Below are 12717 nucleotides of genomic sequence, written 5' to 3' on the forward strand. Positions count from 1 at the left end.
TTGCAGCATAAGTCTGGAGGTGAGAGAGTATGAAGAAGCGTAATGGTGTCTTGCTAGCCGTGAAGCTAATCTTCATACTCTCTTTAGTTGTGTTGATTTACTCGGTTGTACAAGTGGTCAAAGCACCGCTCGAAGCTAAACAGGCTTTAAATGATTGGGCAAAAAAGAGGGAGGAAGCTGTCGCCCGCCCCCTTTCTGCCGAAGAAATCCCTCTTCCCATGGGAATGATCAGTTCAGCCAAGGAACAGCCGCACCCCGCTCATTCCTATTCAGAAGGTGAAATCATAGGAGAGATTCGTTTCCCCAAATTAAACAAAAAGATCGCAGTGCTAGAAGGCACGGAAAGCCCCGAGCTAAAAAAGGGAGCCGGACATTATAAAGGCAGCGCAGCTATCGGTGCCACCGGCAACAGTGTGCTCGCAGGCCACCGCGATACAGTGTTCCGTAATCTGGGAGAACTCGTCGCTGGAGATCTTATCGAGCTGGAAAGTACCGATGGGACTTTTACCTATGAAGTAACAGGCAGCACAATTGTTGACGGGGACGAACGTGGTGCTATAAAGCCAAGTAATAAGGCCATCCTCACATTGATTACCTGTTATCCCTTTTCATATGTGGGATCTGCACCGGACCGTTATTTACTTTCAGCGAAGTTAGTGAAACAAGAAATATTGCCGCATTAATCTTAAATATTACCTCAATCTTCTTCCTCAGGGATGAGACCTTATATGGAAAGTGATACTATATATATACAATAGTAAAGAGGAGATGACCCAAGGTGAAGAAAGAGGTTGTAGAACGGTTTATTTCGTATGCACAAATGGATACCCAATCGAATGAAGATAATGAGACTTGCCCATCCACTCCGGGACAGATGGTTCTGGCCCACAAGCTGGTTGAAGAGCTTAAGGAAATCGGCATGGAGGAAGTCCAGGTGGACGAGCATGGCTATGTTATGGCGACACTCCCTGCGAATACGGATAAGGATGTTCCGACCATTGGTTTTTTAGCCCATTTGGATACAGCGACTGATTTTACCGGAACGAATGTGAAGCCACAGATTATCGAGAACTATGATGGTCAAGATATTCTTTTGAATAAAGAGCTGAATGTTGTATTATCCACAGCGAGCTTTCCGGAGCTGGCGGAATACAAAGGCCACACCTTAATTACAACCGACGGCACGACCCTGCTTGGCGCAGATAATAAAGCCGGTATTGCTGAGATTATGACCGCCATGCATTACCTCATTCAACATCCAGAAATCAAACACGGCAAGATTAGAGTTGCCTTCACACCAGACGAAGAAATCGGCCGCGGGCCTCATAAATTTGACGTAGCCGCTTTTAATGCTTCCTATGCTTACACTGTAGACGGAGGTCCACTCGGAGAATTAGAGTATGAAAGCTTTAATGCTGCGTCAGCCAAAATCTCAGTCTACGGCGTTAATGTTCACCCTGGGACTGCAAAAGGAAAGATGATTCATTCCGCCAAAATCGCCATGGCACTTCATCTCAGACTCCCTGCTGAGGAAGCGCCCGAATATACAGACGGTTATGAAGGCTTTTATCACCTAAGCTCTATAGAAGGCACACCTGAATTCAGCAAGCTGCAATATATCATCCGCGACTTCGACCGTGAGAAATTCGAGGCACGTAAAGCATATCTCTCAGCTGTCGTAGAAGAATTCAAAAACATCCATGGTGAAGAGAACATCGTGCTTGAAATGAAGGACCAATATTACAATATGCGTGAAAAAATCGAGCCAGTGCGTCATATCGTCGATATTGCCCATGAGGCGATGGAGAACCTTAACATCACACCGATCATCCGCCCGATTCGCGGAGGTACAGATGGCTCGCAGCTTTCCTACATGGGCTTGCCGACACCTAATATTTTCACCGGAGGCGAGAATTTCCATGGCAAATTCGAATATGCGTCTGCGGACAATATGGTAAAAGCGGTAAATGTTATCGTGGAGATTGCTAAGCTATTCGAACAGAAAGCCTAAAGCATTATCCGCATCACTCCTTTAAAACACCAAAAAATCCCTGTAGAGGCCGATCCAGACCTCTCAGGGATTATTAATGTTCATAGGCTATTCGATTAGCATCTTTCTTCCGGCGGCGTGTCCTTCCAGATCACGTTTTCTCCGTAATTTTTACCCCAATCATACATCAATCGAAGGACGGGAAGCAGACTTTGGCCATATGATGTCAGGGAATACTCTACTTTTGGCGGAACCACAGCGTACACTTTTCTTAGAACCAGCTGGTCCTCTTCGAGCTCGCGAAGCTGATTGGTCAACATTTTTTGCGTGATATGAGGAATTAGCTTCTTCAGCTCGCTGAATCGCTTTGTCCCTTCAAGCCCTAGATGCCAGAGGATAATCAGCTTCCATTTCCCTCCGATCACCGCAAGCGTCAATTCCTTCTCACAGTTAATTTCCTTCAAGTTTATGCGATCTTTAATCTCGGTTGCCATACCTAAAGCGCCTCCTCTCTCCTGTTATCATACTAACACAAAAACGAATAACCTCCTCATTGGAAGGCATTCGTTTCTGTACGTTCACTCTAAATTAGCATGCTTGCCGAACATTTGCTGATTCGTCTGCCCCGTCTTCTCCATCATTCGCAGAATAATAGCATCATAAAAGACCAACATCGTCTGTTCGAATAAAGAAGCCATCGGCTGGATCGTGCTGTAGCTTCCACTGGCCGGATCTTTTGGAGATCCCGGCAGCTTCACTGTGTAGCCCGCTAAACGTCCAACCGTCGAATCCGGCGCAATGGTAACGGCAACAACTTCTGCGCCTACCCCTTTGGCTTTCTCAGCCATAGAGATCAACCCTTTTGTCTCACCGGAACCGGAACCGAGGACTAACACATCCCCCTGTTCAATCCCCGGAGTCACCGTTTCGCCTACAACGTAAGCCTCTTTACCAACATGCATTAACCGCATAGCAAAGGCCCGTCCCATCAATCCAGATCTGCCCGCTCCAGCCACGAAGATCTTGTTGGACTGAAGCAGCAGCTCAGCCATTCGCTCAGTCTCTTCTTCATCAAGCTGAGATATGGAGCGCTGGAGCTCCTCTATAATTTGCTGCGCATATTTCATTGTAATCTTAAGCCTGACTAACTAGACGTTTCATTTCTGCTGCGGCAGCCTTTTGATCCGCTTCACCTGTGATGCCTCCGCCAACGATGACAAGATCAGGGTTCGCGGCGATCACTTCTGGAAGTGTGCTTAGCTTGATCCCTCCAGCGATAGCTGTTTTGGCCTGCTTAACCACACTCTTAATCGCATTTAAATCTGCAAAAGAATTTTTACCTTCCGCTTGATGGTCATATCCAGAGTGTACACAGATATAGTCTACGCCAAGTGCGTCTACTTCAGCCGCTCTTGTTTGGATATCCTTCACATTAATCAGATCAACTAGAATCTCTTTATTGGTTTTCTTCGCTTCCTCCACTGCACCTCTAATGGTAGAATCATCAGAAACACCAAGTACAGTAACGATATCCGCGCCCGCTTCCACAGCCTTCATCACTTCATATCCACCTGCGTCCATGATTTTCAAATCCGCCAACACAGTCAAAGCTGGAAAAGCCTCTTTGATTGCCTTCACTGCATGTAACCCTTCATTTATAACGATAGGTGTTCCAATTTCAACGATATCTATAAATTCGGCAACTTTTGAGACAACCTCTTTCGCTCCCGCAATGTCCACTAAATCCAACGCTAATTGTAATTTCATATTTATTTGCACTCCTTATTAATATATTTTAGTAAGTCATGTACAAATTGTAGTTCCTTACATCCCTTTAGGGAAGTAGGCACTTTATTGTGATGTAGTTACCTGGAGGATACTAATGTGCGGTTAAAGGGCTCTTTTCGACTTAAATTAAAAACGTTTTGTCATTTTTCTGTAAAAATACTGCATTTCCATGAAAGCTGTGCTAATATTACAGTTTGTTTATGAAATTTTAGGAAGTACATCATAATATAAGAAGGTGCACAATGAAGCAAAATAATCACCAGGAATTCAACCTGGTCAAACTGACCTGGCCGATTTTCCTCGAGCTATTCCTCTTTATGCTCATGGGCAGTGTGGATACTTTTATGATCAGTTCAGTGTCGGACGATGCCGTGTCTGGTGTCGGCGCAGCGAATCAGATCATTGCGATAGCAATTTTAGTCCTCAGTGTAATTGGTAACGGCGCAGCTATTGTGGTCTCCCAATATCTCGGTTCCAAAAAACCTCTGGAAGCCGCTCAAGTGACCGGCAATGCCATTACCCTAAACCTGTTAGTCGGCATTCTCCTAAGTACGTTTTTGCTGATATTCGGAGGGTCGCTACTGACTGCGCTGAATGTAAAAGGGGATATCCTCATTTACGCCAAAGCCTATATGAATATTGTTGGGGGCGGTATTTTTCTGCAAGCATTAATTAATGCTCTGGCGACTACTATCCGTACTCACGGTTTCACCAAACAGACGATGGTCGTATCCTTGCTGATGAATATCATTCACGTGGTGGGCAACTACCTGCTCATTTATGGTCATTTCGGACTTCCGGCGTTAGGTGTGGAGGGTGCGGCTATCTCAACAGTGATGAGTCGCTTTATCTGCCTGATCCTATTCTTCCTGCTGCTCTACAGAGTGATGGAGGTACGGGTGAAAGTAACCTATTACATTCATCTTTCTAAAAAATACGTGCTGCAAATTCTCAAAATCGGCATCCCGTCCGCTTTTGAATCCATCACTTATCAGTCGTGCCAGCTTGTATTCACACTGTATATTACTTATTTAGGCGCTGAAGCTATGGCTACCCGCCAGTACGCGCTTAATATTTCCAATTATATTTATTTATTCAGTGTAGCTGTCTCTATGGGAACTTCCATCGTTGTAGGACATCTCGTGGGAGCTAGACGACCTGATGAAGCCTATAAGCGTGTATTCACCAGTGTAAAGTGGGCGTTGCTGGTTACCGTAATAATAGATGCTGTGGTGATTTTCTTCCGGGTACCGCTATTCGGGCTTTTCACAGACAATGAGAACATCATTAGGATGGGGGCGCAGGTCATATTGCTTAGCTTCTTCCTGGAAACCGGGCGCACAACCAATCTGGTTATCATTAACTCTTTACGCGCCTCGGGCGATGCCAAATTCCCTGTATATATGGGACTGATCTCCATGGTCTGCATGAGCTTACCTCTTGGTTATTTCCTGGTGTTCCAACTTGATCTCGGGTTAGCCGGCGTGTGGATTGCTACTGCGGTCGATGAGTGGGTGAGAGCCGTCATTATGTATTTCCGCTGGAAGAGCCGAGCTTGGGAGAAACATGGACTTATCGAACACGAAGCTCCAGAACACTGTACACCTTCCGCTACTCCTGCAGCTGTAAATTAATATGTATATACAGAGGGTTCTTTAAGGTCATATCAGATCTTAAGGGACCTTCTATTTATTTACGCCAACATTACATAAAATTTGAGAATGAATGAACCATTCTACGTTACAATAGATAGAACATAATTCACAAAGCTAAAGGAGAGAACTTCATGCCGGAGGAAACCGGAATCCATGAGTTACTGACGCTCAAAACGATTGCGGAGACTTTAAACAGTTCCAATGAGCTCAGACCCATGCTCGACACAGTCATGGGCAAGCTACTTGAGTTAACCGGAAACACTGCAGGCTGGATCTTCCTGAGCGAAGAATACATGGAATATGAGTGTGCCGCTGATCGAGGCCTGCCACCTGCACTACAGCGCGACAATAAACAACCAATGCAGTGCGGAAGCTGCTGGTGCCTAAGCCGCCTATGGGACGGTCGGCTCGAGCATGCCGTTAACATCCTAAGCTGCAAGCGGCTGAGTAACGCCAGGCAGTATAACTGGGGCGACACGCTGGGCATCACCCACCACGCCACCGTCCCGCTGCATTCAGGTGAGCGTTACTTGGGACTTATGAATGTGGCCGCACCAGGCAAAGCACATTACGCCGACAGCGAGCTGGCTTTGCTGCAATCCGTGGCTTTGCAAATTGGCAGTGCTATAGAACGGATGCAGTTATATAGCACCGAGCAGCGCCGCGCGAATCTGTACGCCAAATTAGGCGAATTCAGCGCAGCTTTAAATCTAACCGCCAACCAATGTATCTCGCCCAGTATTCTGATCGAGAAAAGCGCCGCCCTGATTGGCGACTATTTCGATTGGCCCTTTGCAGCGATTATCGGGCAGCATGAGGGACAATTCGAAGTCCATGCTGCCTATGCGGCTAATATAATGCCGGAAATAGCTCCCTTCGAGCTCTCGGATTCTTTTAAAGTACGTCTAGGAGATATCGCGAAAGGACAACGCTTTGCGACATTAACCCCTGATGAAGAGCAGGAAATTACGAAGTCCTGCTGTTCTGAACAACCTGTCGCGGAGCATGTTGTGATGCTCGCTGTGCCCTTTCGGCAGATTGCCGCACAAGGTGCAGGAATTCTACTGATCACCTCACCTAAAGCACTAGCCTCCGCAACTGCGGATGGAGAGGTGCTTGAGGCTGTCGCTGAGCATATTTCCGCTACATTGGAAAGTGCTCAGCTTGGAGAGAAACGCCGCGAAATTGCGCGTCTTGATGAGCGGAATCGTCTGGCCCGTGACCTGCACGACTCCGTGAACCAGATCCTCTTCTCCCTCTCAATGACCGCCAAAGGCGTGGAAAGTATGCTGAAGCAGGAGCATATCTCCCATCCTGCTACTGAGGCTGTCCGCGATATTCAAGCTTTATCCCAGTCAGCACTCAAAGAAATGCGTGTATTAATTATGCAGCTTCGGCCTGCCGGACTGGAAGCCGGTTTATTGACTGCGCTGCAGGCTCATGGCCAGCAGCTAGGGCTGCTGATACAGACGCAACGGAGCGGTGTTCACGAACTTCCCCGCAACGTGGAGGAAGGGCTGTGGCGCATTGGCCAAGAAGCACTCAATAATGTACGTAAGCATTCCGGAACCTCTAAAGCGGAGGTATCTCTACATCTGAATGCAGCCGAGGTGGTACTGAGCGTTGCCGACCAAGGTAAAGGCGGGGCCAAACGGCGTTCTAACACAGACACTAATGAATCTCTTGGTCTGCATATTATGAAGGAAAGAGCAGAGGCCCTCTTCGGTCGTATTCATATCCACAGTGTGGAAAATCAGGGCACAACGGTTGAGGCAACCATACCTCTGCCCATCCAATCTACATAAAGTCGGGTGATCATAAATGACGATAAACTTATTATTAGTAGACGACCATGCAATGGTACGCCGTGGGCTGCAAGTATTTCTCTCCACACAACCCGATATCAAGGTTATCGGGGAGGCCTCCAACGGCCGCGAGGCACTGGAAAGAACAGCCGAATTGAACCCGGATGTCATATTAATGGATTTGCATATGCCCATTATGGACGGCATTGAGACCGCTCAAGCGCTGAGGATCTCCCACCCGCAGGTCAAGGTCATTGTATTGACCTCCTTTTCGGATCAGGATCATGTACTCCCGGCTATCCGCGTAGGAATCAAAGGCTATTTGCTTAAAGATATAGAACCAGAAGCGCTGGTAGTTGCGATCCGTAAGGTACATAACGGGCAAGTGGAGCTACATTCCGAGGCTGCCAGCCAACTGATGAATCTAATGGCGACTTCTACACTAGAGCAAATGGAACTTAATACTTCCGATCCGAACGGCCCAAACACAACACCTGCTGCAATCACCGGATTAGAGCTTCTTACCCCACGCGAGCAAGAAGTATTAGACCTGATTGCGCTCGGTATGAGCAACAAAGAGATTGCCAGCAAGCTGGTCATCACCGAAAAAACCGTTAAGACCCATGTCAGCCACGTTCTCGGAAAGCTAAACTTAGCGGATCGGACTCAGGCTGCCATTTTCGCATTGAAAGGCGGCTATAACGCCTAGAATCAAAACTCCTCTACAACTTTAGTCTTAGATGCTCAGCACAATGGCTGAGCGTTTTTATTATATATGTTCATTCCATGTGCTGATGTTAACAGAGGCCGATTCAACTATCATTGGTTTATAGCAACTGACCTCACATAGGAGTGGATACAGATGAAAGTGATGATCCTGACAGGCAGTAATCGAAAAGAAGCAACCAGCACGAAGCTGGCAGAACATGCCGCCCATTTCATTAGTCAGCAAGGAGAAAAGGTTAACGTGTTTGATCTCTACAAACGCCCACTTCCCTTTTATTCACCAGACGAGGCTTACACAGAGCATGAACATTTAAACGAGCTTAAACAAGAGATGTTAGCAGCGGATGCAGTAATCTTGGTTACTCCGGAATATCACGGCTCGGTAAGTGGCGTATTAAAAAATGCGATTGATCATCTAGGCCAGGCGCATTTCAACGGTAAAGTTGTGTTATCCACCAGTTCAGCCGGGGGAGCGGTAGGGATAAGCTCATTACTTCAATTGCAAGCCATCGTACGCAACCTGCACGGCATCAATACACCAGACTGGATCTCCATCGGTGGACTGCAACGCAAGCGGTTCGAGGTCGAGTACGACGGATACGAGGGCGGGCAAGAAATCGAAGATCGCATCCACCTAGTATTAGAAGCATTCCTGAACTTAGCCCGCAAAATCGACAGACCGGCAGGTGCTATCCAATGATCAAAGGACTATATGAAGCACATTTACCAGTAAGCAATCTTGAAGTATCCATCGAATTTTATGAAAAATTAGGTCTGAGAATGGCTTGGCGGGATGAAGAAACTGTATTCTTCTGGATCGAGGAAGGTCGAAGCTGGATTGGTCTTTGGGAAGGCCAGGAGGTCCAAACCCCATACCATCCGTCCTTGCGGCATATTGCCTTCCGTGTCACTTACGAGGATTTGAAGCAATCACTGCAATGGCTGGAATCGATTGGTGTAGAGGCTGTTCCGTTCCGCAACCGGACTTCTGTTGAGCCTTTTATCCGGGCTTATCAAGGAAATGCTTCTGTCTACTTCAACGACCCTGACGGCAACAGCTTGGAATTTATGTGCCACGTAGAGGTTCCTGAACATCTGAAGAATATCTCAGAGAACATAACCTTAACGGAATGGGAGAAATTACTGCACAGTAAATAAAATACTCAAACAAAAAAACAGCTGCTCCCGTCCAAGGGTCCAGCTGTTTGAGTATATTAGCTTCTTCGATTACTTAATCGAAATGCCCTTCTTCATGGCCTTCATGTCTGCATTCGTATTCACAAGCGTTGGCAGTATCTTCATACTTCTAGTCATGGGAGAGTTGCATTGCCAGCAGGTAGGTACATATTGAAAGGCGAAATTATCGCGCATCCAACCTGTGCAACCTTCCTTGGTACAGGACCAAATAGCTGTGTCTTCTTGCGGAAGTTCCTCCAGTGCTTTTTTACGAAAATACATAAGTACCCCTCCTTGGATCGAATCGAGACGATATCGCTACCCTATTAGGGGCAGATTCATACTATGAAAATAAAAAAAGCTGCCCTCAACTTGTGTTAAGGGCAGCCTGATTTTTAAACTACAGTTTTACAACGTTTTCGGCTTGTGGTCCACGAGCGCCTTGAGTTACGTTGAACTCAACGCGTTGGCCTTCGTCCAAAGATTTAAATCCGTCGCCTGTGATTGCGGAGAAGTGTACGAATACGTCGCTTCCACCTTCAACCTCGATAAAACCGAATCCTTTGTCTGCGTTAAACCATTTCACTGTACCTGTTTGCATGATATTACCTCCAATATTTTATTTAACACATGTCCTTTTATTCCTACGTAGTGTACGAACAAATAAAAATTCACACATTGGAAAAGGACTCATACGCACAAATGATAACCTTTTACAATATGTGAATTAAGGGTTAAATTTATGATTGATTTCATTGTACCACACTAAATCACTAAAAGCAATGCGTATGCCTATTTAATTTTCACTCCGGCTCTTATTGCCTATAAACAGCAGCAGCCGAGCCGGACGAACACCCATGTTAGTCGATATAACCTGCCAATCCTTTATCCATCAAGTAATCCATTTCTGCATCAAGAATGGTCTCTACTGTGATTTCATCCAGCTTCACATCACGTTGGGCAGTGACATAGTCGACCAGATCATCGCTGTCGATGTCTACCTCACCCTTGGCGTTCGCCTTGGCCTTATTGATAAAGGTCTGTTCATGCTTCAATACTAAGCGGATGATTTGCGGATCCACTTTGGTTTTGGCAGATAATACATTTACTAGCTCCTGCTCATTTACTTTGTCACTCATTTTTTAAATTTCATCTCCTTACAATTATTACACAATCATTGTAGCATATTTCGCGCTTTAACGCGTCATTACGCGAAGTATACCGCGGTTTATTCACACTTTTCTTATCATCCCAGCGTCTATAACGTTCCACTTGAAGTAAGTTATTTAATAAAAACAGTTGTGAGGAACATTGACTTGTGCCAAAATATAAAAAAAGTGTTGGACCAAATGAATACTAGAAAAGGCGGTTGAATTCATGAGCTCTGTATCTACCCAGCAATTAGACACAAACAGCAACAAGGCACATCGTTATATCGAAGACGTATACGCACAGGTTGTTGCGCGTAATCCTTTTGAGCCCGAATTTCATCAGGCCGTAAAGGAAATCCTTGAATCTTTGCTTCCAATCCTCGCTGCTGAACCTAAGTATCAGGAAAATGCCATTCTGGAAAGATTGGTTGAGCCAGAACGTTTGATTATGTTCCGTGTTCCTTGGACAGACGATCAAGGTAAGGTCAGAGTTAACCGTGGATATCGTGTACAGTTCAGCAGTGCAATTGGACCTTACAAAGGTGGACTTCGTTTTCACCCATCCGTTAATGCTAGTATTATCAAATTCCTTGGTTTCGAGCAAATCTTCAAAAATGCTCTTACCGGCCAACACATCGGCGGAGGTAAAGGCGGATCCGACTTTGATCCTAAAGGTAAATCCGAAGGCGAAATCATGCGTTTTGCACAAAGCTTCATGACTGAATTGCAAAATTACATCGGTCCTGACCAAGACGTTCCTGCAGGAGATATCGGTGTAGGTGGTCGTGAGATCGGCTACATGTACGGACAATACAAGCGGATCCGCGGAGGATATCCGGCTGGCGTATTGACTGGTAAAGGTATTGGTTACGGCGGAAGTCAGGCTCGGACAGAGGCTACTGGTTACGGTACAGTTTATTTCGTAAACGAGATGCTGAAAGCAAAAGGCCTTTCTTTTGAAGGAAGCCGCGTTGTTGTTTCCGGTTCTGGTAACGTAGCGATCTATGCGATCGAAAAAGCTGTACAGCTAGGCGCTAAAGTCGTAGCTTGTAGTGATTCCGCCGGATATATCTATGACGAAAATGGGATTAACCTCGAAACTGTCCGCCGCCTGAAAGAAGTCGAAAGAAAACGGATTAGTGAATATGTGAATGAACATCCTAACGCTGTGTATACTGAAGATTCCACGCAAATTTGGACCATTCCTTGTGATATCGCCCTTCCGAGTGCTACTCAGAATGAGATTGATGAAGCCATGGCATTGAAACTGATTGAGAATGGTGTAAAAGCAGTAGGCGAAGGTGCCAATATGCCGTCCACCCTTGAAGCTATTCATCAGTTCCAACAAGCTGGCGTACTATTCGCACCTGCTAAAGCTGCTAATGCTGGCGGCGTAGCTGTCTCTGCGCTTGAAATGGCACAAAACAGCATGCGGTTGTCCTGGAGCTTTGAAGAAGTAGATACGAAGCTGCATGAAATCATGGTTTCCATCTACGAACAATCTGTAAATGCATCCGAGCAATATGGACAGTCCGGCAACCTTGTTGCAGGAGCGAACATCGCTGGATTCAAAAAAGTGGCCGACGCTATGCTGGCTGAAGGTGTAATCTAAATAAATTATCGGCGCTCTAGTCACGAACGCCCGACATACAAAAGTCCCCGTAACCGGTCAGCAAGAATCCGGTTACGGGGACTTTTTGTGTGTCTAAGCGTTCCATCCGGGGATCTTCCGCAAATCCCCGTCCCAAATCGATTGAGTACTCTCCACAGTCGTATCGTGGGGTGAAGAAGCCGTACGAATGTAACAGGAATCTATTCCTATCGTTAGCGCCCCTGCAATATCGGTACGGGGATCATTCCCGATCATGATGGCTGAACGCAAATCCGCTCCATAATGTTCAACTAAATAACGATAAAATAGCGGATCCGGCTTACTCACTCCTGCTTCGGAGGAAATGGCAATGCCATCGAATAAAGGAAGAATACCCAGCATCATTAATTCTGCTTCTATAAAGGTTTTCTGGCCATTGGAGAGCAAAAACACCTTTTTGCCACGTTCTCTTAATGTTTGCAGAATTTCAACCACACCCTCATAAAGTGAGATATGGATCATCGATAATGTCCGCAGCCATCTAACCGTTTCATGTAACCACGCTTGATCCGGTTCCCCACCCAATTGACGGGCCACAGAACGAAACACATCCTCCATTACGAAATCTGGATACTGACAATTCCGTGCGGCTTCGGCGAGCTGTAAATCCCTCTCCCGCAGAAATTGTGCCTGTAGCTCACTTCCTGTTATGGACATCCCCTGATATCCGAAATGGAGCGATAATCGATCCCATACCTCCTGCTTCTCCTCATCTGTCTGAATATCGATTAATGTGCCATACAGGTCGAAAATATAAGTCTCGTACATCCACCGT

Annotated in this window: 15 protein-coding genes; 8 read left to right on the forward strand and 7 right to left on the reverse strand. The window is 46.2% G+C overall.

Features of this window, described 5'->3' with window-relative positions; genetic code table 11:
* Window positions 1-29: 29 nt before the first annotated feature.
* Together MHI32_RS29295 and pepT are read left to right on the forward strand one after the other, a co-directional pair.
* Window positions 30-683, forward strand: a complete 654-nt coding sequence (locus MHI32_RS29295) for a sortase (protein ID WP_076278274.1) — start codon at window positions 30-32, stop codon at window positions 681-683.
* 95 nt (window positions 684-778) lie between these two features.
* The gene (gene pepT, locus MHI32_RS29300; protein ID WP_076220750.1) at window positions 779-2011 is read left to right on the forward strand and encodes a peptidase T; all 1233 of its coding nucleotides are present in this window, start codon (window positions 779-781) and stop codon (window positions 2009-2011) included.
* A gap of 95 nt (window positions 2012-2106) precedes the next feature.
* Here the strand turns inward: pepT and MHI32_RS29305 are convergent, their stop codons facing one another.
* The 3 genes from MHI32_RS29305 to hxlA form a co-directional block, all read right to left on the reverse strand.
* A complete protein-coding gene (locus MHI32_RS29305) occupies window positions 2107-2484 on the reverse strand; it encodes a helix-turn-helix domain-containing protein (protein ID WP_340011575.1) in 378 nt (125 codons plus the stop codon).
* A gap of 84 nt (window positions 2485-2568) precedes the next feature.
* Window positions 2569-3117 (reverse strand): 6-phospho-3-hexuloisomerase, encoded by a 549-nt coding sequence (gene hxlB, locus MHI32_RS29310; protein ID WP_076191679.1) that lies wholly within the window; start codon window positions 3115-3117, stop codon window positions 2569-2571.
* A 7-nt stretch (window positions 3118-3124) separates the two neighbouring features.
* On the reverse strand, window positions 3125-3757 hold the full coding sequence (gene hxlA / locus MHI32_RS29315) for a 3-hexulose-6-phosphate synthase (protein ID WP_036682127.1): 633 nt from the start codon (window positions 3755-3757) through the stop codon (window positions 3125-3127).
* A 263-nt stretch (window positions 3758-4020) separates the two neighbouring features.
* Here hxlA and MHI32_RS29320 point away from each other — a divergent pair, with 263 nt between their 5' ends.
* From MHI32_RS29320 to MHI32_RS29340, 5 genes are all read left to right on the forward strand, one after another.
* Window positions 4021-5412, forward strand: coding sequence for an MATE family efflux transporter (locus MHI32_RS29320; RefSeq protein WP_076124068.1), 1392 nt, complete (start codon window positions 4021-4023; stop codon window positions 5410-5412).
* A gap of 152 nt (window positions 5413-5564) precedes the next feature.
* On the forward strand, window positions 5565-7238 hold the full coding sequence (locus MHI32_RS29325) for a GAF domain-containing sensor histidine kinase (RefSeq protein WP_340011577.1): 1674 nt from the start codon (window positions 5565-5567) through the stop codon (window positions 7236-7238).
* A 16-nt stretch (window positions 7239-7254) separates the two neighbouring features.
* Window positions 7255-7947 (forward strand): response regulator transcription factor, encoded by a 693-nt coding sequence (locus tag MHI32_RS29330; protein WP_076124072.1) that lies wholly within the window; start codon window positions 7255-7257, stop codon window positions 7945-7947.
* A 153-nt stretch (window positions 7948-8100) separates the two neighbouring features.
* The gene (locus MHI32_RS29335; RefSeq protein WP_340011578.1) at window positions 8101-8664 is read left to right on the forward strand and encodes an NADPH-dependent FMN reductase; all 564 of its coding nucleotides are present in this window, start codon (window positions 8101-8103) and stop codon (window positions 8662-8664) included.
* A complete protein-coding gene (locus tag MHI32_RS29340; RefSeq protein WP_076282161.1) occupies window positions 8661-9122 on the forward strand; it encodes a VOC family protein in 462 nt (153 codons plus the stop codon). The genes MHI32_RS29335 and MHI32_RS29340 overlap by 4 nt, the downstream gene beginning before the upstream one ends.
* Before the next feature lie 69 nt (window positions 9123-9191).
* Here MHI32_RS29340 and MHI32_RS29345 read toward each other — a convergent pair whose 3' ends face one another.
* The 3 genes from MHI32_RS29345 to MHI32_RS29355 all read right to left on the reverse strand — a co-directional run bounded on the left by MHI32_RS29345 (window position 9192) and on the right by MHI32_RS29355 (window position 10279).
* A complete protein-coding gene (locus MHI32_RS29345; RefSeq protein ID WP_036682139.1) occupies window positions 9192-9422 on the reverse strand; it encodes a cold-shock protein in 231 nt (76 codons plus the stop codon).
* 118 nt (window positions 9423-9540) lie between these two features.
* Window positions 9541-9741, reverse strand: a complete 201-nt coding sequence (locus MHI32_RS29350; protein WP_019914790.1) for a cold-shock protein — start codon at window positions 9739-9741, stop codon at window positions 9541-9543.
* 259 nt (window positions 9742-10000) lie between these two features.
* Window positions 10001-10279 carry a hypothetical protein gene (locus MHI32_RS29355; RefSeq protein ID WP_038573758.1) on the reverse strand — a complete coding sequence of 93 codons (279 nt, stop codon included), beginning with the start codon at window positions 10277-10279 and terminating at the stop codon, window positions 10001-10003.
* A gap of 238 nt (window positions 10280-10517) precedes the next feature.
* Here MHI32_RS29355 and gdhA point away from each other — a divergent pair, with 238 nt between their 5' ends.
* Complete coding sequence (gdhA, locus tag MHI32_RS29360; RefSeq protein WP_036682144.1) at window positions 10518-11903, forward strand: NADP-specific glutamate dehydrogenase; 1386 nt, start codon at window positions 10518-10520, stop codon at window positions 11901-11903.
* Window positions 11904-11996: 93 nt separating this feature from the next.
* On the opposite strand, the gene MHI32_RS29365 is transcribed toward gdhA, so the two are convergent.
* Window positions 11997-12710: an HAD family hydrolase gene (locus tag MHI32_RS29365; protein WP_076278268.1), complete on the reverse strand. Its 714-nt coding sequence runs from the start codon at window positions 12708-12710 to the stop codon at window positions 11997-11999.
* Between the last annotated feature and the right edge of the window lie 7 nt (window positions 12711-12717).

Source organism: Paenibacillus sp. FSL H7-0690, assembly GCF_037980415.1.
In the GTDB taxonomy this organism is placed as follows: Bacteria; Bacillota; Bacilli; order Paenibacillales; family Paenibacillaceae; genus Paenibacillus_AQ; species Paenibacillus_AQ odorifer.